Raw genomic sequence first — 21,608 nt, 5'->3', positions numbered from 1 at the left:
TAATATTCGTTTCTCAATTAATTGCTGTCGGATGTAAAGTTATTAATCCCTCTTGTTGAAGCTTTTTGAGTAGCATATTAGTATATTCTCTAGAAATATTCGAAATTTTCGAAATTGTATCTTGAGTAATATACTTTGGTAGCTTGGTTTCTTCTGAAGAATGGATACACCACTTTAAAACTTCATATAATCTCTGATCTGCTGGGAGCGATAACCATTTCACTTTATTTTGTAACATTTTTATTCCTACTTGGTTAATATGATTTTGAAATAATTGTTTATCCAATGGAAACCCACTTTCAAGTAATACATGTATATAAAATTTCTCGATGAACATGATATAGCAAGGAGTAAGTGTCTGTAAGCTTTTTTTAGAATTCTCTTCTATAAAATATTTTTCAATATCGTAGATTTCGTTTTTAAAAAGCAATATACTATTCAGGCTTGGTTTTCCAAAACTTGAACTTCTATGAATTCGCTCCTCCAAACAGGCAGCACCTTCTAAAAAACATATATAATATTTTTCACTATCAACGTAATGCCAAATATCTGTTGCTTTTTTCACTTTCAATAGCTCGATATGTTTATTTGCAAATGGATCATTTTTATAACGGTTCAATAAGTGTTCTTGTATGTTACCTATCAACTCTAAACTTTCCATAGCTCGTCATCCTTTCGTTATCTACATATGTGAGTATACCTGCTTTTGACTTACTAAAAAACCCCTCATTGTTCTCATACGTCTTCTTTTTGCACACTAATTATGAATTTTTAGTCATATCTTTTGCAGTTATCTAGTCTCAACTTGCTTTCCTACGTGTCTTTCGATTGTTTTCTTATCTGTTGCAATTTGCTCTTTTCTACAAAGATTAGTATACTCCAATTTTGATTTTCGGTTTTCAGTAGCATTTTTTATTACTGTTCTGAAATTTTTCCATACTTTCTTAAAATATATCGCTGGATGAACAGAAAATAGCAATGTATACTACCAGTGTCATTCGCATTTCGCATTTTATGTGTTATTTATCATTTTTTAAAAAAAATTTTTTTAAACCATTTGCAATTATTTCAGTTTATATTTATATTTTATAAACCGAAATCAGTTCTTTAATGTTCGTATGAATGGATTTAAACTAAACTTAGTGGGGAAAATACCAGTATACTGCTAATAAAAATTGGAGGGGTAATTATGTATTCAAAAGACACGTTAGAAATTTTTAGTTCCAATAAAAACATTATCAAGATGCTCAAAAAAGAAATTAAGTTTAATTCATATACACACCAAGAACGAATTAAGAAAGGAGATCGCGTTGAGTTACGTAGTTCGTATAATGAGTACGTCTATTTAGTAACATCTGGCTACATGAAGTATAACCACGATTTAAATTACACGGATCAATACCAATTCCTAATAAGCCCTGGTGACATAGCCACACTAAGGCTCTACGACGAAATGTCAACAAACAGACCAGCCTGTATCGCGCTTACCGATGTCGTCTGGTGGAAAATAGATTTTAACTTCTTCAAAAATGTTATGCTGGCCGAAGATCCAAAAAACATTATTCTAACTTATCATATGGAAGTTAGTCGAGATAAACTGTACACAAATTATTTACAAAACTTATTGAACTCAAAGCAACGTGTCCTACTTTGCATTCTGATGTTTTTGGATAAAGGTTTCCACAAAAGCGATAACATTATCGAGCTTCCTAATTTCATAAGTTACCCACTTTTAGCTGAATTTTCTTCTACCTCTAAAACCTACACTTCTGACATTTTAAGCGATTTACGAAAATCAGAAATACTAGTTTCTACCAGTAAACCATGGATTATAACGGATGTGAAAAAATTTATGAATATTATAGAAGATGAAGGCGTACCAAAATTATATTGACTACTATTGAAGAAAATAATTGATTTGCTCCAAACAACAGACACTCTCTTTATGCAACCTGCCCAACAAAAATTTTCATTCTTTGTGCAACCTGACATATCTCCATAAAGCGTTTTCATATACAATGAACTCAACGCTAAAAACAATTTGATGGGGGAGTAAATAAACATGGCACAACTATCACTCGAGCACATTTATAAAATATACGATAACAAAGTAACAGCAGTAGAGGATTTCAACTTGGAGATCGCGGACAAGGAGTTCATCGTTTTCGTTGGACCATCTGGTTGCGGTAAATCAACGACACTCCGCATGATCGCAGGGCTTGAAGAAATTTCAAAAGGCGAACTAAGCATTGACGGCAAAGTCATGAACAACGTCGCACCGAAAGACCGCGACATCGCAATGGTTTTCCAAAACTACGCGTTATATCCACATATGACAGTATACGATAACATGGCATTCGGTCTAAAACTCCGCAAAATGCCAAAAGCCGAAATCCAAACACGCGTAGAGCACGCTGCCAATATCTTAGGCTTAACCGAGTACTTAAAACGTAAACCAAGCGCACTATCTGGTGGACAACGCCAACGCGTAGCTTTAGGCCGTGCCATCGTTCGTGACGCAAAAGTCTTCTTAATGGATGAGCCGTTATCGAATCTAGACGCGAAACTACGTGTACAAATGCGTGCCGAAATCACGAAACTACATTTACAATTAAACACAACAATGATCTATGTAACCCATGACCAAACCGAAGCGATGACAATGGCGACACGTATCGTTATTATGAAAGACGGCGTTATCCAACAAGTCGGTTCACCAAAACAAGTATACGATCACCCAGTAAACATGTTCGTTGCCGGTTTCATCGGAAGCCCAGCAATGAACTTCTTTAAAGGTAAACTAAACGGAACACAATTTGTCGGCGATGACTTCACAATTGAAGTTCCGGAAGGTAAGCTGAAAGTGTTGAATGACAAAGGCTATGCTGGCAAAGATATCGTTTTTGGTATTCGTCCAGAAGATATTCACGATGAGCCGCTTGTTATCGAAGCAAGCCCAGGTTCTACTTTTGACGCTGAAATTATCGTTGCCGAGCTTACAGGCGCTGAGTTCATGCTCCACTCTAAAGTTGGTACACATGAATTTGTTGCACGTGTTGACTCGCGCTCGAACCACGAACCATTCGAGAAAATTAAATACGCGTTTGAGATGTCTAAATCGCATTTCTTCGATGTAGATAGTGAACTTTCGATTGTGGAAGATGGTCGTGACTGAGCATTGCGATCAGAGATACCAGTACTATTTTCATCTTAAACGTGTATAAACACTAGTTCTTCAAGACATATTAATATTTTAACGCTGAAAATGGAAATCCGTATTTTCGAGTACTCCATGAACTTACGAATTTTTCACCGTATATGCAATGAAAAAACATGGACCTTAACCCTCCATGTTTTTTCATATCTGCATCTATTAGCTAGCTAAACATCACTTCATAAAAAGCACTACTCCTAGAATAGAGATTCCTATAAAAATTCCAGTTCTCCGGCCTTTGCATCACTATTTTATGTTTCTAACTGCTGTATAAATCTCAGTATTTTTGCTTCCTCCACTCCCCAATTATAGTCATTCACATGTGCTTTCAGACCATTTTTCGCTAACTGTTTTCGGTAAGGCACTTCATTTATCAACTTTACCACATCATAATATACCTCGTTTATATTCATTGGATTAACTGTAATCCCTGCATCTGTATTCATCAAAAGTTCTTTCCATAATGGAAAATCGGAGGCTACACTCACAATTCCGTAACTCATATATTCATATAATTTAGAAGCTAACGATTTTACATAATTCGGTGTCTCATGAAGCAAAGCTAGGCCAATATCGGCTTTTTGATATTCCAGCTCCAACAGGGCAAAATCCATATAAGGGCAAATCGAGACATATTCCCTCAAGCCATGTTTATTTATATATTCCTGTCCCTGCTCTATCAACCTATTCGATCCTGGGCCAATAATTTTAAGCGAGAATGGGTGATTACCCTCTTTCAACAGCCTAGCAAGTTCTAGCATCTCAAAAAACCCTCGCACCTCATGTAATGCCCCTGCATAAATAAGTTTAACTACATCTGAATCCACTTTCAGATTATTTGTCTCCTTACAAAGTACCGGATAATTCAGCACATCGATTCCCTGAACACACACATCCCCATAGATATCCTTATAATAAGCTTCCGCAAAAAAAAGGCCATCAAAAACAGGCAATATTCGCTGCTCTATTTTTTTTAAAAAACAAACTACCCATCTTGGTAACTTATATTTCCCAACCTTCTTATATAAAAGGGAGGCTGGAAATTCTTCGTGCATATCAAAAATTATTTTTTTATTTGTAAATTTCTTTAGAAAATAAGCTATGATATATAACTCTGGATCATGGAAAATAATTATTTTAGCTGGCGAAATTCTAGCGATATGATAAAATCGATACCAAACTTTATATCGTTTGCCAAGTGGTATTTTCTGGATTGTTTCTACATTTAATCTACAATGCTTTCCTGTATAAGCTGTGTCTGTCTCTACTGCTATTACTTTCACTTTGTACCCATTTTCAGCCAAACTGTTAGCCTCTCTATGAAACATTCTCACATCATTCCAACAATGCACCGAACTCATAATCAAAATTTCATCCATGCCGAACACCTCCTTATTCTTGTTGCTACTAACAGGCCACACACGTATATTATCATTCCTAACACCAACAATATCAGTACATTTATATATACGTTGAAGGAAAGTTCTGACTTGATTAAATATAAGATCCACCCCATCATAAATGCTTGGATCACCATTATCCCATGTTGTTTTAAAAGCTTATGTGACACATCTATTTTACCTATCAATCCTTGCAGTTTTTTATATGCCCAGATGCTCGAACAATAGGTTGTAATGACAGGAATACTTAGGAGCAAGTAAACATTTTGAAGCGGTAAAAGAACTAACAGCATTACTATTACGCCTACAATAGCACTTAACGAAATAAAAGATGGGTTTTTTGTATTTCCCAATGCGTAAAAGGCGCGATATAAAAAATCCCTAATTACCAGACCTGGAAGCGCAAGAACAGTGACTATCAAAAAGGCGTAAACCATCTGGGTATTAGCAGTGGTGAATGCTCCGTGTTGAAACAACATTTCTATAATCTTATCTCCAATTGCAATAAATATAGCTACTACCCAGATTACTATCATGTTTGTCCAACTCATGTAATGAAGTAACGCTTCTTTTGCAGCCTTTGTATCCGTTGAAAACAGCCATGATATCTTTGGAAAGAGGACGGTCAATATATTTAGCAGCAATAGAGCTTGGACAATGCTAACAAGGATATTAACATAGTTCATTGCTGGTAAATAAGCTACACTCAACCATCCCATAATTGAACTTGTTAATAATACGCTAAGCTGAAAAGCGCCTTCTGTGACCATGAGCGGTGCAGATTGACGAACTAATTTTTGAAAAGCAGGCTCTCGCCACTCCCACTTCAAAGCACAGTGATAAGACCTATTCTTTAATTTCAGTATGACATATTCTGCACCATATGATCCACTTAACACTAATGCAATACCACTAATTGTTGGTGAAGAAGCTAAGAGTAAATAACTTACATTAATAATCGCCATAACAAGTAACGCTATTTTAGATGTAATGAAATCTTTTTTAAAATTGCGTAATGCCCCTAAGAATGCAGAGCCTGTTCTAAAAAATGGAATAATCATAAGTAGTAGCATCAGCCTAATAGCCAAATTCGCATTTTCGCTAATCAAAGGAAAGATAAAGTAACCTATAATCCCTATTCCTAAACATAGAAAAGCAGTAAATAAACACATAGTTGCCATGTAGGTTTGAAGTGTATCTTCTCTCCCCCCATTTTCCCCCTCTTGTATCAAGTAAGGGATAATCACAACTGCAATTGCCGATACTGTGATATTGCTCACTAAATTAGTGTAGGTATTGGCTAGAAGAAACGCATTCATCACACCACCTATGCCAAATTCCTTTGCTAGCAAAATATTTCTTACTAAGCCCAATAACTGTGCAAAGATGGATAGCAAAAATGTACTCCCAATTATTTTAGTTATCTGTGTTGTCTTTATATGCACAAAATATCTCTCCCTTACTAAGCTATCATTATTCGCATCATAAGATATCTTGCCATTTACCTAAAATTTCTCTTGGTAGATAATCTTTACTTCGCTGTAATGATTTCTCCTGCCAAACACGCCTTGTCTCAATAGATAACATCATTTTTTTTAATTCTACAACGTATTGTTCTATATCATTTTGGGGTATCAAAATACCATATTTTCCAGTTAATATTTCTTCTGAACCTGTGGTGTTGAAGCTGATAACCGGGAGCCCAAATGCCATTGCTTCTATAATTACAAGACCAAACCCTTCATATCTAGATGTGTGAAGAAAAATCGAGCATGTACTATAGTATTGATGTAACTCTCTATGTGAAACTGCTTCAATATGCTTTATAGTATCTATTTTTTTCAATGCTTTTTTTAATTTTTTTAAATCTTTCCCTGTGCCTACAAGAACGAGTTCCCAACCTATCTCTGAAACGCTTTCGAATATCGTTAATAGTCTATCAATCCCTTTATGTTGATAATCTATCCTTCCGCAAAATAACAATTTTTTTTGCGTTAAATCAGATATTCGATTTCCCTCAGGAGCTAACGTGAGCATATTTGGAATAAAAAGAACTTTATTTGTATATTCTATCCATGCAATTTTGTCATGTTCGGTAATAACTATTATTTGACTGGCTTTCTTTACTCCTCGATAGAAGATGTCTTTGTAACCAACAATTTCTTTCTCTAATTGCTCTGCTGGCGAGTGTACCCAAATAATTGCTTTGGTTTTCTCTAAATTTAAATACGGCACTAACGCTGCAACCATTGGATGTGAAATAATAAGGCTCTCCATATTTTTTTGCTCTATCAATGCATTCAAATGAGCGATTTGTATCGCAAATAGACGCTGCCAGTTTATTGGTATAATGCCTCTTATTGCGAGCGAAATAAGAATCCTTTTCCACTTATTGATTTTAGGAAAAAATATGCTATGCACGTCTTCATTTGGTGTCATGTACGTACCTTCCCCTGTGAAATTCACCAAATACACTTGATATTTCATGGCTAGTGCCTCTGTTATCTCTTTATTTACCGCTTCAATACCGCCCATATGAAAACTCCCAATCACAAATCCTATATTTCTCATGAAATGCTTCCTTTCTTCTCTGTATCTTCTCAATTATAACTTAATTGAAAGGTGATTTTATAACATTTGGGATGTAATGGAGCGCGTTTATGGTAAATTTATTGACAGTTTCGACACATTTCCACTATTTTTCTATACAAAAGAACCATGAAGCTCTTTACTCTCCATGGTTCGTGCAGATATAAAATTTTATAAAATCATTGATTCAAAACATTGTCTTCCAAAAAATCCGAACGATCACCATACACGCGTTCAATATGCGAATCACCCCAATTACATAAGGCAGTCAAAATGCTTTCCAATGATTTTCCGTACTCGCTCAATTCATATTCCACTTTTGGCGGTACTTGATTGTACACAATTCGATTGATAATTCCGTCATGCTCCAACTCTCGCAACTGCTGCGTGAGCATTTTTTGCGTGATCGATGGAATAAGGCGTTTCAACTCACTTGTCCGTTTTTTCCCGTGCGTTAAATGGCATAGAATCACACATTTCCACTTACCGCCGAGTACCTCAAGCGTCGCCTCAACAGAGATATTATATTTTTTCTGCATGTTCCGCTCCTTTCTATAGGTACTAAAAAGTGCCTACGTTACAAAAAAGTACGTACTTGTTTTAATTGCCTGTTAGTATCATAATAACATTTGTCATCAAAAAAGCAAGCAGAACTTAGGAGGGCTTAACTTTGAAAGGGAATCGAAATATTTTTGCATTATTAGCTTTGGCAGTTAGTGCTTTTGCGATTGGAACGACCGAATTTATCAGTGTCGGGTTGTTACCGCTCATCGCCGAAGACTTAGCAATACCAGTGAGTACCGCGGGGCTTACGGTCTCGCTTTATGCAGTTGGCGTCATGTTCGGCGCACCAATCTTGACCGCACTCACATCACGCATGAATCGCAAAACCTTGCTGCTCGCCATCATGATCGTATTCATACTCGGAAATTTAGCCGCGGCGTTCTCCACAACAATCGCGCTGCTACTCATCGCCCGCGTCATATCCGCCTTCGCGCACGGCGTCTTCATGTCCATCGGGTCCACCATCGCGGCTGACCTTGTCCCGCCAAACAAGCGGGCAAGCGCCATCTCCATCATGTTCACCGGCCTAACCATCGCAACCGTAACCGGTGTCCCAATCGGCACACTCGTCGGGCAACAATTCGGCTGGCGCGTCGCGTTCTTCGGTATCGCAGCAATCGGCATCATCGCCCTTATCGCGAATCTCATCCTGATCCCGAAAAACCTGCGTCCCGGCACCAAAATGACGCTCGGCGATCAAGTCAAAGTACTCACAAATGGCCCGCTACTACTCGTGTTCGCCATCACAGCACTAGGCTACGGCGGAACCTTCGTCGTGTTCACCTATCTAACACCGCTTCTCGAACAAGTCACCGGCTTCCAAACGAGCTCCATCGCGATTCTCCTTTTCATCTACGGGATCGCCATCGCAGTCGGCAACATGATCGGCGGTAAAGTCGCGAACAAACGGCCAATCCAAGCCCTATTCTACATGTTCATCGCGCAAGCCGTTGTGCTCGGATTGCTCTACTTCACTGCCCCATCCAAAGTTTTCGGGCTCGCAACGATCCTGCTCATGGGCGTGTTTGCCTTCATGAACGTGCCCGGTTTACAAGTCTACGTCGTGATTCTAGCCGAGAAATTCGTCCCAAAAGGCGTCGACATCGCGTCCGCCCTTAACATTGCAGCCTTCAACGCCGGGATCGCGCTCGGCTCCTATCTCGGCAGCCTCGTCATCACCCACATGCGAATCATCGACACCACCTGGATCGGCATGATCATGGTCCTAATCGCCGTCACCCTTACCGCATGGAGTAAAAAATTAGAAACAAAACAGGAGGAATTTTAAAAATGAAAACAGTCAAATTAGCAAATGGAATCGACATGCCCGTCCTCGGACTCGGCGTATTTAAAGTAGAAGAAGGCGCAGAACTCGTGTCCGCCGTCAAAGAAGCCATCCAACTCGGCTACCGCAACATCGACACAGCAGCAATTTACGGCAACGAAGCAAGCACCGCTCAAGGAATCCGCGAATCCGGCGTCCCGCGCAGCGACCTCTTCATCACATCCAAAGTCTGGAACGCCGATCTCGGCTACGAAGAAACACTCGCCGCATTCGATGAAACCCTGCGCAAAATGGAGCTTGACTATCTCGACCTCTATCTCATTCACTGGCCAGTGGAAGGCAAATACATCGACGCCTGGCGCGCCCTTGAAAAACTGCACAAAGACGGCCGCATCCGTGCAATCGGCGTCAGCAACTTCCAGATTCACCACCTAGAAACGCTTAAAAAACACGCCACCATCATGCCCGTCATCAACCAAATCGAGCTCCATCCACAACTCACACAAAAAGAGCTCATCGCGTATTGCGCCGAAAACAACATTCGCGTCGAAGCCTGGTCCCCACTCATGCAAGGCGGCCTTTTCGACAATGTCACTCTTCAAGAAATCGCGACCCGTCACGGCAAAACCGTCGCGCAAGTCATCCTGCGTTGGGACCTACAAAACGACATCATCGTCATCCCAAAATCAACAAAAGCGCACCGCATCGCCGAAAACATGGACATTTTTGACTTCGAATTAACACCTGAAGAACTCACAAAAATCGATGCCCTCAATCAAAACCTCCGCGTCGGCCCAGACCCAGATAACATCGATTTCTAGACACACAAAAAAAAGCTAAGGTACGCCTTAGCTTTTTTATATCAAACATATTTCAAAATATCACTCGGCTTTTCCAAAACAACATTCGCGTCCGCAAAGCCATCCACCTTCTTCGCGCCCCACAACGCCAGCCCAAAATCGGCGCCAGCCGCATGCGCACACGCCATATCATATGTAGCGTCCCCAACATAAAGCGTCGTCGCAGGATCAGCGCCAAGCAATTCCATACATCGCAAAAGTGGATCAGGATGCGGTTTATGATTCTCCGTATCGCTCGCACAAACGATCGCGTCAAAATACTTCGCCAAATCAAACGGATAAAATCCCGTCTCCATCTCGCCCGCATTTTTCGAAGTCACCACACCGATTCCCGCTAATTTCACCAAAACTTCCTCGATCCCGTCAAAAATATCGACCTCATCATTCAGCTTCGCCTCAAGCGCAAACCATTCCTCCATCACCGCGTCCTTATCCTTCACATCCAGTTGCGCCAATGCCTTCTCGCCCGTAATCCCAAGCACAAATCGCAAATCATCCTGCTCATAATGCAACCCAACATTCCCCAATGCCACGCGTAACGCATGTAAAACCACACGTTCCGTATCCAAAAGCGTCCCATCCACATCAAAAATTACCGTTTTATACATCCAATTCCGCCTCTCTGGCATCACTCTGCAAAATGATGCTGGTGATGCGTCGTATATTGTCGTCTATTCTCATATTTAAAATGCTTCGCTTCCCGTTTCCCAGTTTTCGCACCATGCCTCGCCGTCCTTAATTCTTGCGCAAACCCTTTCAAATCCCCGTCCAAAGCCGAGTCCAATTCAAAAACAGTCGGACCACACGCAAACGTCACATACAGCCGCCCATTCTCCGGAACAACCTTAATATTTTGCAATTTCGCAATCGGAAACGTCTGCCGTTTTTTCATGCCAAAGCTATAATTCCGATCAAAAACAAGATAATCCCGTTCCAAATAAAATTCCCCGTATTGAAACTCCATCCCAAAATTCGCCGTCACCTTACACATACCCTCAACGCGCATCACGATCGCCTCCTTCAATTACTACATTGAATATAAACGATGAAATGCGTTTCATGTCAAGCCTTAAATCGAATTTCGCCTAATTATTTCATGTTGCACCTGTTTCTTCTCCACTTTCTCCTCCAGTAAAATGTCCACCGCAACACGCCCAATATCCCGCAGATTCTTATCCAGCGTCGTAATATCCAGCACCTCCGCAATCGGCAAATTTTCCTCACCCAAAATCGCAATATCAGTAGGTACCCGCAAGCCGTGATGCGTCATATAATAATGCATACCAGCCGCCACCTCATCCCCATTCGCATAAAGCGCAGTCGGCGGATTTTCCAATCCTAGAAACATCTCTGCCGCCAATTTTCCGTCCGCGACATTATAACAATCCAACATAAACAGCGCCTGATCAAGCTCTCCAAAAACCGCCTCATACGCGGCTATTTTGAGCTTCGTGCTATTACTCCACTTCTCCTCACGCCCCACCGTAAAAGCAACACGCGCATGCCCCGAATCCTTCAACATCTGAAATCCATCCGTGTATGCCTGCAACTGATCCACATACGCACACGAAATGAGTGGGTGATCAATATACTCACAAGCAACAATCGGTCCATAATTCGCATACGGCGCAATCGTCTCCCAATTATTCGCACGCGACGCAATCACAAGTCCGTCAATTCGCTTCGTTTTCAGCATTCGCAAATAGCGCTCTTCCTCTTTTTGATCATATCCAGTTGGACAAATGACCACCGAATAACACCTAGCAAAAGCCGCCTCTAGCACACCATTCATCACCTTATCAAACCACGGATGATCATTGTACGGCAACACAAAACCAATCGTGTTCGTCCGCCCCCGACTGAGATCCACCGCATTACGATTCGGACTATAATCAAGCTCCTCCATCACCTCTTGAACGCGCTTACGTTTTTCCTCCGCCACATACGGATGATCATTCAAAACACGCGAAACCGTCGTAACCGAAACCCCCGCCAGTTTTGCAATATCCTTAATATTCGACAAGCCCACGCACCCCCGTTTCCATCTACCTCTATCATACCGATAAACCTAACACATCTCAAGTCTCAAAAATGTACATGAAAAAAAGCATTCGTAGCAAAGTAGCCTTTAGTTGCTATCTCCAGCTCATATCTTTCAACCCACGCCTTCACCAAATTCAAAAATGCGTATCCAGAATTTCTCTAGGATACGCATCTCTATACTTATTATTCTTCCGGCACTACTTCCACCGTCTCATCTTTTATCTCCACTCGTATTGTGACAACACGTGAATCCTTAATCTCCGTCACAACAAAAGTTAAATTCTCATATTCCAAAACAACCTCTTCACCATCATCAGGAATCGTCTTCAACTGCGTCAATACAAAGCCCGCAACCGTATCTATCCCCTTATCAGGAAGTTCCACGTGAAACAATTCATTGAAATCATCGATCGGCATACGACCTTCCACGATAAATGTATGTTCATCCAACTTCTTCACACCATCAGATAACACATCATATTCATCATCAATCTCGCCCACAATCTCTTCCAATAAATCCTCCACCGTCACAATACCCGCAACGCCGCCATACTCATCCATCAAGATTGCCATTTGGTTATGCGATTTTTGCATTGCCTTCAATAAATCATCCACAAAAATCGTTTCTGGCACGAAGAAAGCTTCTTTTACTAATTTTTTCACGTCGATATTATCAAAACCTTGTTTCCTCGCCGCCAAAAATAAATCTTTCATATGCAGAATACCATACACTGAATCCATATCGTCTATATAAACTGGAATTCTAGAATAATTTTTCTCCAAAAGTTTATCAACCAATATGCCAGAATCCTCATTCGCATCGATCATGAAGCTATCCGTCCGCGGCACCATCACTTCTTTCGCATAAATCGTGTCCATTTCAAAAACGCCACGAAGCATGTCGAGTTCGGCTTTTTCAATGGCACCATCACGTCTACCCGTCTCAATAATCAACTGCATTTCCTCACGCGTCATTTTTTCCGTGTTCTCATTTTTGTCCATGCGCGTTATTTTCACAAGAACATTCGTTGAGAACGACAAAAATTTAACGAAAGGCGCTAAAACAGTGCTGATAATCATGATTGGTCGCACCGAAAAACGAGATATCGTTTCCGCTTTCTGCAAGGCAAGGCGCTTCGGATAAAGCTCACCAAAAACAAGCGTGATATAAGATAAAATAATCGTCACAACGACTACAGCCATCTCATTTGCAAAAGCCGTTCCACCAAATCGCGTTCCTAGAACTGAGGCAATACTCGTCGCTGCCGCCGCACTGGAAAAGAAACCAGCAAGCGTAATACCAACTTGAATTGTCGCGATAAATCGGCTCGGATCATCTATCATTTTCACAAGCAACTGGGCCTTCTTATCCCCTTGCTCCGCCTGTGATCTGACGCGGTTTTTGTTAAGCGATACCAAAGCCATTTCTGCCGAAGCAAAGAACGCATTTAGCAACGTTAACACCAAAATAAGAATTAATTGTACAATAATCTGCTGACTCTCGGGGTCAGGGTTCATCCAACCATCCACTCCTTTTCTTAATGCGGCGCATACTCGAAGTAAATCGGCGGCAAGCGTTCGCAATCGAACAGTTTGGTGGACTTCCGGTTCTGCTACACAAGAGCAGTTTCGCTTAACTTCTTACATGGTCGGGGAAACTACCCCCTCCTTGTTTTCAGTCATCATGTACACAAGTACACTCCGCTTCCGGCTTCCACCAAACTGTTCGATTACAAACGCTTTCGCTCGATTTGTGTAAAGCACAGTCTTCTCTCTACCCACAAAGATAAAGAAAATAATCTAGGCTTCATTCGAAGTTTGTCCGTACTTTTAAAATTTTACCATGTTTCGCTAGGGTTCTGCAAGAAATCATAATTCTTTAAAAATACTGACAGCGTCATCTTGGATCATTGTGTATTGGAATGGCAGCCGTAGCAACTCTTGATTTACTGCGAACACCGTGCTTCCGCTTTTGCGATAGTCGGTTAGGTTGCAGAAGGGACTCACTTTGAATGAGGTTCCTACGATGATTATCAAATCGGCTTTTGTGATTGCTGCTAGTGCACCGTTTATCGCGTCTTCGGGCAAGTTTTCTTCGTATAATACGACTTCTGGGCGAATGATGCCGCCGCAGTTTTTGTGTTTATCTGATTCCAAATATTGCTCGGAGCACACCGTCATACCACACTTTTGGCAGTGGCAGCGGTACAAACTTCCGTGGAATTCCACCACGTTGCGCGATCCAGCTTTTGCATGGAGACCGTCAATATTTTGCGTCACAATCGTCACTTGTTTTCCCGCACGACGCTCGATTTCCGCCATTTTTTCATGAATCGCATTCGGCTCGGCGGCTGGATAGTACATATTATCCCGCACAAATGTATAAAACTTATCTGGCTCGTTCCGCAAGCATGTCGCACTCAGCAAGTACTCTGGATTTTCCCGCCCCGTATAAAGTCCATTTTTCGAGCGATAATCTGGAATTCCCGATGGTACCGAAACACCTGCACCCGTCAAGAACACAATTCGTTCGCTGCTCGCCAAGCTTTCTGCTAAGGTTCCCATCATTCCACCTCCCCAGGATACACGCGATCCTTCCAATTCCACCACTTCAAAAGCGCCGGCTCAGGATTTTCCGTCTCCACAAAATAAACCGCACATCGAAACGTGTACAGTACACAAGGATCAACCCGCTCACCCTCAAATTCACACATCAATTCATACAAATGCAGTGGGTTCTTCCCTCTCAAATCCGCTATTTTAGAAACACCAATATTATGCAGCGCCTCACTCAAACGCTTGCCAATCCCAGGTATTTGCAACAATTCATCTTTCATCCTGACCGCCTCCGTTCCTTGCTTCTATTCTACCACGCATGCTATACTAACTTCCAAACATTTAAAGGAGCGTAACCCCATGAAAACTAGTATCCAACTAAAAATGATCCAAACCATCGCAAAAGTAGGCAAAATAAACAAACTCTGGTATCTCCAAGGCCCCGCACTCAAGACCGCAATCGCCAAAAAACAAAGCAAAATAGCCCTCCCATCAAAAAAATTGCGCGAATCCTGTGTGGTGACTTCCCATCAAGTAGAAAGCTTCGATGTATACGAAATCTCTCCAAAATCAGGTACAACAAATCTCATTATTTATCTTGCAGGCGGTGGCTTCGTACTCCCCATCAGCTCTTTACATTGGGACTTCATCCAATTACTAGTCGAAGAAACGGACAGTAAAACCATCGTTCCACTTTATCCGTTAGCACCTGCGCACAATGTCGATACTGTCATGCGCTACCTCACAACTATCTATAAGAATGCTCTAAAAGACCAGCACCCCAACACAATCACCATCATGGGCGACTCAGCAGGTGGCAATATTGCGCTAACATTCAGCGAACATTTACAAACATTAGATCTGCCACAACCAAAACAAATTATCGCGATTTCACCCGTTGTCGACCTCACTCTCACAAATCCCGACATTGCTCCGATTGAGGAAAAAGACTACATCGTTGGCACGCCAGCTCTAAAAGAAATTGGGGAATGGTACCGCGGCACGCATACATTGCAAAGCCCCATTATCAGTCCACTTTTCGGTAATTTCACACACACGGCACCATGTATCATTTTTAGCAGTACAGGTGATTTAACGAATCCAGATACGCGCCTTTTTGCCGAGAAAAACAAGGAAAACACCACTTACCACGAGTATCCCGACTATCCCCACATCTTCCCGCTGTACCCTATTCCAGAAGGTGAAGATGCCCGTCGCAAAATTATTTCCCATCTCAAAACGAAGAACAAGCCATCCTAATCCATGGCTTGTTCTTCGTTTTTAATTCAGTTTTTCAAGCGGTAACCAGCCTGCATTACCATCTTCGTCGATACACCAAGCCCAGCCGTTTAGCTCGCGATTACTCTCGACCCTATCGCCAGCTTTCACTGCCAATTCACGTGCTGAATAATCTTCCGTTGCTGTTCCTGATTTAGAATCTGCGCTGGCACGCGATAAAATCTGCTCAGGAACAAGGCCAGTTTTTCCAGACATTTTTGTCGTGCAAGAAATCCAGCCGGTGTTCCCGTCGCGCTCGCCGATCCACAAATCCTCGTTTTTATTCACAAACAAAGGACTCGTGTTCGCAGGTTTATGCGCTATTTTGACCACATATTGTTTATTCATGCTTTCTGCGATTCCTCCCAATCCGCCAAGAATTTCTCAATCCCCGAATCAGTCAGTGGATGCTTCAACATTTGCTCATATACTTTAAACGGTATCGTCGCAATGTCCGCACCAGCACGCTCGCCGAAATAATCTCCGTATCAATATCATGCACCTCAAAAATTTCCGCAATGTCCCGAATCAAAATCAAGCCATCCGAGCCAATATCGTCTAAGCGTCCCAAAAACGGCGAAACGTATGTAGCACCCGCCCGTGCCGCAAGTAAAGCCTGCGCTGCCGAGAAAACTAGCGTCACATTCGTCTTAATACCCTCCTTATTCAGCACCGCAACCGCAGCCAATCCTTCACCCGTCATTGGAATCTTAACAACCATATTCGGATGGATTTTCGCAATTACGCGACCTTCTTCAATCATTTTTTCCGCTTCCAAACTCACGACTTCGCCACTGATTGGACCGTCCACAATCGACGTAATTTCCTCAATCACCTGGTTGAAATCCCGACCTTCCTTTGCTATCAATGACGGGTTCGTCGTTACCCCCGCAATGAATCCCATTCGGTTAGCCTTACGGATTTCCTCTACATTTGCAGTATCAATAAAAAATTTCATGTTCATCCTCCTCATACGCGTTAAACGCTTTCATAACTTCCACACCATTGTATACCTTTTTTTACCGAATGTCTCCCGAACCGCTCGGACAAAAAAATCCAGACATACCATCATGGCACATCCGGATTCCAATTTTATAATCTTTTTCGATCTAAAATAAGTAGTGGCTTTGGGCGATTACGAATAATTTCATCTTCAATCAATTTCATCACGGTGTGGGCTACGTACTCGCGTGATGTATTTGTGTACCTCGCGATCACTTCTTGTGTGATTTGACGCGGCAAAATAATCCCTTGATCGGATAGCGTCCCGAATTCAAGACCACATTTAAGTAACGCTTTTCTGATTCGTTCTTCTTTCTTCAAAAAGCTGAGTTTGGAGAAATATTGAGCTTCCCGTAGCTCATCTGCCAAATATTGAATCATGAAGAAACCATTCTCTTCTTCTTGATCCAGAATCGAAAATAAGAAAGTACTTTCTACTTCCATAACCTCGCCATGTCCTAAGCTTTGTAACAAAATATTGGGCTCCCATGCATCGTAATACAAGTGGTATAAACCGAAACTATCATGCTTTCCAAGGAAACGCGTAATCCCGCCTTTTGGTTTTTCATCTTCTATAACGGAACCATAGATACCACTCAAAATAAAATAAATCTTGAAATCATTGCCCTCTTTGCATCTTAATATGTCGCCCTTTTTCTGGCGGGTAACTGAGCAGTAATCATTAAATTTTGGGTGATCAAAGCAGCGTTCAATTAATTTTGCAACAGTGATATTCGACTTTCCTTCTTTTAGAAATAGCATAGGCTCTCCTTCTCTCTTACAATCGATGTATTTATGAATTATAACATATGATAACTAAATATGACTACTATAATAGCGGGAATTTATGCTAATTAATTCATAAATTGTGCCTAAAAATGAATTTAAAATATTTAATGTAAATTATTTTATATAATATCTCCTTTTTTCAGTAAAAAAAGAAACATTTACATACCCTTTAACGAAAGTGTTTTACATAACTTTTAAATCCGTTCATATTCCATTCATAAACTTGCTTTATATTAGAGTGGCTGGAGGGAAACCTCACTAGATAATCGAAACTTGGAAGGGACGTAATAAAACATGAAAAAGAAAAAAGAGAAATCATCTTATAGTTGGCGCAAATTTTTCCAACTACTTATCTCCACTAGACCTTCAAAAGCTGTCATCATCGGTGGCTTTTTAGCAAGTTTAGTCACAACCGGAGCAGGATTGCTGATTCCACTATTCACGAAGAACCTGATCGACGGATTCTCGCCTTCCTCACTCAGCTGGCAGTTAATCGTAACGATCGTCGCCGTCTTTATTCTTCAAGCCGTGACAAATGGTTTTGCGATTTTCTTACTTAATTTGATGGGCCAAAAAATGGTCGCTTCGATGCGTGAGAAGCTATGGAAAAAGACGCTGAATTTGCCTGTTTCTTATTTTGATAATACGAAATCTGGTGAAATGGTCAGTCGGATGGTCAATGATACGATCGTTATTAAAGAACTAATCGCTGACAGCTTGCCGCAATTTGTAACTGGTATTATTTCCGTTATCGGCTCGCTCATCATTCTGTTCATAATGGACTGGAAAATGACGTTGCTACTACTCATCGCTGTTCCGGTTACAGCTTTAATCATTGCTCCACTGGGTCAAAAAATGTTTAAAATATCTCGTGGTATGCAAAAAGAAACAGCTAATTTCACTGGCTCTATTAGCCAAACGTTGTCTGAAGTTCGTCTTGTGAAATCATCAAATGCCGAAACAAAAGAAATTACGGACGGTACATCTGGCATTAATCGTTTGTTTAAATTCGGTGTTCGTGAGGCAAAAATCACTGCCATCATCGGACCTTTGATGCTATTCGTTGTTATGGGGGTTATCGTTGGAATCATTGGCTACGGCGGAATTCGTGTCGCTGCTGGTACACTTTCCACTGGGACACTGATCGCTTTCTTGCTTTACTTATTCCAAATCATTGTTCCTGTAACTTCGTTCGTCACTTTCTTCACACAACTCCAAAAATCAAAAGGTGCAACAGAACGTATCTCAGAAATTTTGGATCACGAGGAAGAAAACATTTACGAAGGCGCGAATGTTGATGTTAGTGGTAAGAAAATCACTGCAAAAAATCTCTTTTTCTCCTATAATGAAGATGAGCCAATTTTGCAAGATATTTCTTTTGAAACAAGACCTGGTGAGGTAATCGCCTTCGCTGGACCGAGTGGTGGCGGTAAATCGACCTTGTTCGCCATTCTAGAGCGTTACTATAAATCGAATTCTGGTGAGATTTTGATTGATGACCAGCCGCTTGATGATATTTCGATTCATTCTTGGCGCAGTCAGATCGGCTATGTATCTCAGGAAAGCGCGATGCTATCTGGTACAATCCGCGAGAATTTATGTTATGGTTTAGATGCCGAGTTCAGTGATGATGAGCTTTGGGCGGTGACTAAACTTGCTTATGCCGATACTTTTATTGCAAAATTACCAAACCAACTGGATACTGAGGTTGGCGAACGTGGCGTGAAACTTTCCGGCGGTCAACGTCAACGGATCGCGATTGCCCGTGCTTTCCTTCGTAATCCTAAAATTCTGATGCTGGATGAGGCTACTGCTAGTTTAGATAGCCAATCTGAGCGTATTGTACAACAAGCGTTGGCGAACTTGATGGAAGGTCGGACAACATTCGTGATTGCCCATCGCCTTTCTACGATTGTGAACGCGAATCAAATTCTATTTATTGAACACGGCGAAATCACTGGTCGTGGAACACATAGCGAACTTGTGGCGAGCCACCCACTTTACGCAACGTTCGCAGAGCAACAATTGACTTAAAAAGGACTGCTGCATTATCGATATTTCCCGGGAAATATCGATAACGTTACATAAAATATGGAGGTGAACAGGATGAATCGTATTTTGATGGTAGATGATGATAGTCATATTCGCGAACTCGTGACGATATTTTTGGAGCAAGAAGGCTTCACTGTTTTTAACGCGGAGGACGGGATCGACGCGCTAACCATACTAGAAAAAACAACCGTGGATTTGGCGATTGTTGATATCATGATGCCGAATATGGATGGTTGGGAACTTTGTAGCGCGATTAAAAATTTTCAAGAGATTCCCGTCATTTTCCTTACTGCCCGCGGGGAAATCGAGCAAAAAATTAAAGGTTTCAGCCTTGGTGCTGATGACTATGTGGTTAAACCATTCGCACCCGAAGAGCTTGTCGCCAGGATTCGCGTTCTTCTAAAACGCTATCAAATACTTGCAACACAGGAAATTCGGATTGGTAACATCGCACTTAACGAAAAAGAAATGCTCGTCATGATCCAAAACCGTTCCGTCACATTACCATTAAAAGAATTCCAACTCCTATTTCGACTTGCCGGTTATCCCGATAAAACTTTTTCCCGAGAACAGCTTATCGAAGAAATCTGGGGCTACGATTATGAAGGCGACGAACGGACCGTAGATGTTCATATTAAACGCCTCCGAGAAAAATTCCCCACTGAGATATCCGGTTTTTCGATACGTACTATTCGTGGTCTCGGCTATCGCTTGGAGGAAGCATAAATGGTCAAAAAACTAAAAGCAATTGGCAGCAGTTGCATGGTTGGTGTCTTTTTCATCCTATCAAATTTAGCTTCATATACCACCTTCACTTGGCTAAAAGGGGTATATAACTTCTCCTGGCCAACCATTTGGGAACAAGCAACGATTGCAGCTGGCGGTCTCACATTAATGGTGCTGATCGGATTTATCCTTAGTCGCTTCTTTTTCCGACATGAAAGAGCCTATTTCAAAATATTCGGCGCTGTCCTAGAAGAAATTGGACGCGGAAATTTCCAGATCAGTGAACAACTGCGCCCGTTACAACGAATGGATGACGGTAATATTCGCGACACCGTTTTACAAGTCGAGAAAATGGCCGAGCAGCTTGGGGAAATGGAGACCATGCGGCAGGACTTCATCGCCAACGTTTCCCACGAGATCCAATCGCCACTTACATCGATTTCTGGCTTCACCAAATTGCTCCAAGACAACAGTTTAACCGCCGAAAAACGGACACATTACCTCGAAATAATCCAAGCAGAAACGAGCAGACTCTCCAAAATCAGCGAGAACCTACTCAAATTAACTGCTTTAGAAAAAAATGATTATCAACTAAACCCCACCGAATTCAGGCTTGATTACCAGATTCGCGATATGATTCTTACCGCCGAGCCACAATGGCAAACCAAGAATCTTGACGTTATCGTTGACCTCGCGCCCACTAAATTTTATGGTGATGAATCCTTGCTTTATCAAGTATGGCAAAACCTTTTTCATAACGCGATCAAGTTCACACCAGAAAACGGGACGATTCATGTGACACTCAGCCAAAATAAAGAGGGGCAAAACGAAGTCACTTTTCAAGATAGCGGTATTGGGATATCAGAAGAAGATCAATTACGCATTTTTGAACGTTTTTACAAAGCCGACCTCTCACGCCAAGCGAAAATCGGCGGCAGTGGGCTCGGGCTCTCGATCGTGAAAAGGATTGCGGATCTGCATGAAATGACAATAAAAGTGAGCAGTAGAGAAGGCCAAGGAAGTAAAATCATGTTACAATTGCCGAATAAATAGTACGCAAAAAGAGTTTGGGACATAACCCAGATAAATCGGCGACAAGCGTTCGCATTCAGGGGATTTGGCGGACTTCCGGTTCTCATGTACAGTCGTACACTCCGCTTCCGGCTTCCACCAAATCCCCTGAATACAAACGCTTTCGCTCGATTTGTTTAAAGCAGAATTTTTCGTCCTACCCGAAGAAATGGGAGGGC

Annotated in this window: 21 protein-coding genes and 1 pseudogene; 8 read left to right on the top strand and 14 right to left on the bottom strand. The window is 41.5% G+C overall.

The window, feature by feature from the left end; translation table 11 throughout:
* Nucleotides 1-13: 13 nt before the first annotated feature.
* Complete coding sequence (locus UE46_RS00745; protein WP_036058991.1) at nt 14-661, bottom strand: cyclic nucleotide-binding domain-containing protein; 648 nt, start codon at nt 659-661, stop codon at nt 14-16.
* Between the two features lie 528 nt (nt 662-1,189).
* Here UE46_RS00745 and UE46_RS00740 point away from each other — a divergent pair.
* Complete coding sequence (locus UE46_RS00740) at nt 1,190-1,894, top strand: cyclic nucleotide-binding domain-containing protein (RefSeq protein ID WP_036058989.1); 705 nt, start codon at nt 1,190-1,192, stop codon at nt 1,892-1,894.
* 168 nt (nt 1,895-2,062) lie between these two features.
* Nucleotides 2,063-3,175 (top strand): ABC transporter ATP-binding protein, encoded by a 1,113-nt coding sequence (locus tag UE46_RS00735; protein WP_036058988.1) that lies wholly within the window; start codon nt 2,063-2,065, stop codon nt 3,173-3,175.
* A 290-nt stretch (nt 3,176-3,465) separates the two neighbouring features.
* Here the strand turns inward: UE46_RS00735 and UE46_RS00730 are convergent, their stop codons facing one another.
* The 4 genes from UE46_RS00730 to UE46_RS00715 form a co-directional block, all read right to left on the bottom strand.
* On the bottom strand, nt 3,466-4,593 hold the full coding sequence (locus UE46_RS00730; protein ID WP_118907336.1) for a glycosyltransferase: 1,128 nt from the start codon (nt 4,591-4,593) through the stop codon (nt 3,466-3,468).
* Nucleotides 4,578-6,059 carry a murein biosynthesis integral membrane protein MurJ gene (gene murJ / locus UE46_RS00725; protein WP_118907335.1) on the bottom strand — a complete coding sequence of 494 codons (1,482 nt, stop codon included), beginning with the start codon at nt 6,057-6,059 and terminating at the stop codon, nt 4,578-4,580. Before murJ ends, UE46_RS00730 begins: the two co-directional genes overlap by 16 nt.
* Nucleotides 6,060-6,096: 37 nt before the next feature.
* Nucleotides 6,097-7,185 (bottom strand): glycosyltransferase, encoded by a 1,089-nt coding sequence (locus tag UE46_RS00720; protein WP_118907334.1) that lies wholly within the window; start codon nt 7,183-7,185, stop codon nt 6,097-6,099.
* A gap of 197 nt (nt 7,186-7,382) precedes the next feature.
* Nucleotides 7,383-7,742 (bottom strand): winged helix-turn-helix transcriptional regulator, encoded by a 360-nt coding sequence (locus UE46_RS00715; RefSeq protein ID WP_036058980.1) that lies wholly within the window; start codon nt 7,740-7,742, stop codon nt 7,383-7,385.
* A 131-nt stretch (nt 7,743-7,873) separates the two neighbouring features.
* On the opposite strand from UE46_RS00715, the gene UE46_RS00710 reads away from it, so the two are divergent.
* Both UE46_RS00710 and UE46_RS00705 read left to right on the top strand, forming a co-directional pair.
* Complete coding sequence (locus tag UE46_RS00710) at nt 7,874-9,055, top strand: MFS transporter (RefSeq protein ID WP_036058978.1); 1,182 nt, start codon at nt 7,874-7,876, stop codon at nt 9,053-9,055.
* A 2-nt stretch (nt 9,056-9,057) separates the two neighbouring features.
* Nucleotides 9,058-9,873, top strand: a complete 816-nt coding sequence (locus tag UE46_RS00705; protein WP_036058977.1) for an aldo/keto reductase — start codon at nt 9,058-9,060, stop codon at nt 9,871-9,873.
* A gap of 41 nt (nt 9,874-9,914) precedes the next feature.
* Here the strand turns inward: UE46_RS00705 and UE46_RS00700 are convergent, their stop codons facing one another.
* From UE46_RS00700 to UE46_RS00675, 6 genes are all read right to left on the bottom strand, one after another.
* A complete protein-coding gene (locus UE46_RS00700) occupies nt 9,915-10,520 on the bottom strand; it encodes an HAD family hydrolase (RefSeq protein ID WP_036058976.1) in 606 nt (201 codons plus the stop codon).
* Nucleotides 10,521-10,540: 20 nt separating this feature from the next.
* Complete coding sequence (locus UE46_RS00695) at nt 10,541-10,918, bottom strand: hypothetical protein (RefSeq protein ID WP_036058975.1); 378 nt, start codon at nt 10,916-10,918, stop codon at nt 10,541-10,543.
* Nucleotides 10,919-10,981: 63 nt separating this feature from the next.
* Nucleotides 10,982-11,935 (bottom strand): LacI family DNA-binding transcriptional regulator, encoded by a 954-nt coding sequence (locus UE46_RS00690; protein WP_036058974.1) that lies wholly within the window; start codon nt 11,933-11,935, stop codon nt 10,982-10,984.
* A gap of 203 nt (nt 11,936-12,138) precedes the next feature.
* Nucleotides 12,139-13,473, bottom strand: a complete 1,335-nt coding sequence (locus UE46_RS00685; protein ID WP_036058973.1) for a hemolysin family protein — start codon at nt 13,471-13,473, stop codon at nt 12,139-12,141.
* A gap of 351 nt (nt 13,474-13,824) precedes the next feature.
* Nucleotides 13,825-14,520: an NAD-dependent protein deacylase gene (locus tag UE46_RS00680; RefSeq protein WP_036058972.1), complete on the bottom strand. Its 696-nt coding sequence runs from the start codon at nt 14,518-14,520 to the stop codon at nt 13,825-13,827.
* A complete protein-coding gene (locus UE46_RS00675; RefSeq protein WP_036058971.1) occupies nt 14,520-14,792 on the bottom strand; it encodes a helix-hairpin-helix domain-containing protein in 273 nt (90 codons plus the stop codon). Before UE46_RS00675 ends, UE46_RS00680 begins: the two co-directional genes overlap by 1 nt.
* Before the next feature lie 79 nt (nt 14,793-14,871).
* On the opposite strand from UE46_RS00675, the gene UE46_RS00670 reads away from it, so the two are divergent.
* Nucleotides 14,872-15,771, top strand: a complete 900-nt coding sequence (locus UE46_RS00670) for an alpha/beta hydrolase fold domain-containing protein (RefSeq protein ID WP_036058970.1) — start codon at nt 14,872-14,874, stop codon at nt 15,769-15,771.
* Between the two features lie 21 nt (nt 15,772-15,792).
* Here UE46_RS00670 and UE46_RS00665 read toward each other — a convergent pair whose 3' ends face one another.
* The 3 genes and pseudogenes from UE46_RS00665 to UE46_RS00655 all read right to left on the bottom strand — a co-directional run bounded on the left by UE46_RS00665 (nt 15,793) and on the right by UE46_RS00655 (nt 17,553).
* The gene (locus UE46_RS00665; protein WP_036058968.1) at nt 15,793-16,137 is read right to left on the bottom strand and encodes an SH3 domain-containing protein; all 345 of its coding nucleotides are present in this window, start codon (nt 16,135-16,137) and stop codon (nt 15,793-15,795) included.
* Nucleotides 16,134-16,747: pseudogene (gene fsa, locus UE46_RS00660) on the bottom strand (fructose-6-phosphate aldolase). Before fsa ends, UE46_RS00665 begins: the two are co-directional and overlap by 4 nt.
* A 134-nt stretch (nt 16,748-16,881) precedes the next feature.
* Entirely contained in the window at nt 16,882-17,553 is a 672-nt protein-coding gene (locus UE46_RS00655) for a Crp/Fnr family transcriptional regulator (protein WP_036058967.1), read from the bottom strand.
* Nucleotides 17,554-17,874: 321 nt separating this feature from the next.
* Here UE46_RS00655 and UE46_RS00650 point away from each other — a divergent pair, with 321 nt between their 5' ends.
* The 3 genes from UE46_RS00650 (at nt 17,875) to UE46_RS00640 (ending at nt 21,411) form a co-directional block, all read left to right on the top strand.
* A complete protein-coding gene (locus UE46_RS00650) occupies nt 17,875-19,614 on the top strand; it encodes an ABC transporter ATP-binding protein (RefSeq protein ID WP_036058966.1) in 1,740 nt (579 codons plus the stop codon).
* A gap of 72 nt (nt 19,615-19,686) precedes the next feature.
* Complete coding sequence (locus tag UE46_RS00645; protein ID WP_036058965.1) at nt 19,687-20,358, top strand: response regulator transcription factor; 672 nt, start codon at nt 19,687-19,689, stop codon at nt 20,356-20,358.
* Nucleotides 20,359-21,411 (top strand): sensor histidine kinase, encoded by a 1,053-nt coding sequence (locus tag UE46_RS00640; protein WP_036058964.1) that lies wholly within the window; start codon nt 20,359-20,361, stop codon nt 21,409-21,411.
* Nucleotides 21,412-21,608: the final 197 nt, after the last annotated feature.

It is taken from the genome of Listeria weihenstephanensis, from assembly GCF_003534205.1.
Lineage (GTDB): Bacteria > Bacillota > Bacilli > Lactobacillales > Listeriaceae > Listeria_A > Listeria_A weihenstephanensis.
This window is presented reverse-complemented; position numbering and strand designations above follow the sequence as displayed.

Bases quoted from the DNA above. Each gene is read 5' to 3' on its own strand.
- UE46_RS00745 (WP_036058991.1), bottom strand. From the start codon at position 661: ATGGAAAGTTTAGAGTTGATAGGTAACATACAAGAACACTTATTGAAC.
- UE46_RS00740 (WP_036058989.1), top strand. From the start codon at position 1,190: ATGTATTCAAAAGACACGTTAGAAATTTTTAGTTCCAATAAAAACATT.
- UE46_RS00735 (WP_036058988.1), top strand. From the start codon at position 2,063: ATGGCACAACTATCACTCGAGCACATTTATAAAATATACGATAACAAA.
- UE46_RS00730 (WP_118907336.1), bottom strand. From the start codon at position 4,593: ATGGATGAAATTTTGATTATGAGTTCGGTGCATTGTTGGAATGATGTG.
- UE46_RS00720 (WP_118907334.1), bottom strand. From the start codon at position 7,185: ATGAGAAATATAGGATTTGTGATTGGGAGTTTTCATATGGGCGGTATT.
- UE46_RS00715 (WP_036058980.1), bottom strand. From the start codon at position 7,742: ATGCAGAAAAAATATAATATCTCTGTTGAGGCGACGCTTGAGGTACTC.
- UE46_RS00705 (WP_036058977.1), top strand. From the start codon at position 9,058: ATGAAAACAGTCAAATTAGCAAATGGAATCGACATGCCCGTCCTCGGA.
- UE46_RS00700 (WP_036058976.1), bottom strand. From the start codon at position 10,520: ATGTATAAAACGGTAATTTTTGATGTGGATGGGACGCTTTTGGATACG.
- UE46_RS00695 (WP_036058975.1), bottom strand. From the start codon at position 10,918: ATGCGCGTTGAGGGTATGTGTAAGGTGACGGCGAATTTTGGGATGGAG.
- UE46_RS00685 (WP_036058973.1), bottom strand. From the start codon at position 13,473: ATGAACCCTGACCCCGAGAGTCAGCAGATTATTGTACAATTAATTCTT.
- UE46_RS00680 (WP_036058972.1), bottom strand. From the start codon at position 14,520: ATGGGAACCTTAGCAGAAAGCTTGGCGAGCAGCGAACGAATTGTGTTC.
- UE46_RS00675 (WP_036058971.1), bottom strand. From the start codon at position 14,792: ATGAAAGATGAATTGTTGCAAATACCTGGGATTGGCAAGCGTTTGAGT.
- UE46_RS00670 (WP_036058970.1), top strand. From the start codon at position 14,872: ATGAAAACTAGTATCCAACTAAAAATGATCCAAACCATCGCAAAAGTA.
- UE46_RS00665 (WP_036058968.1), bottom strand. From the start codon at position 16,137: ATGAATAAACAATATGTGGTCAAAATAGCGCATAAACCTGCGAACACG.
- UE46_RS00655 (WP_036058967.1), bottom strand. From the start codon at position 17,553: ATGCTATTTCTAAAAGAAGGAAAGTCGAATATCACTGTTGCAAAATTA.
- UE46_RS00650 (WP_036058966.1), top strand. From the start codon at position 17,875: ATGAAAAAGAAAAAAGAGAAATCATCTTATAGTTGGCGCAAATTTTTC.
- UE46_RS00645 (WP_036058965.1), top strand. From the start codon at position 19,687: ATGAATCGTATTTTGATGGTAGATGATGATAGTCATATTCGCGAACTC.
- UE46_RS00640 (WP_036058964.1), top strand. From the start codon at position 20,359: ATGGTCAAAAAACTAAAAGCAATTGGCAGCAGTTGCATGGTTGGTGTC.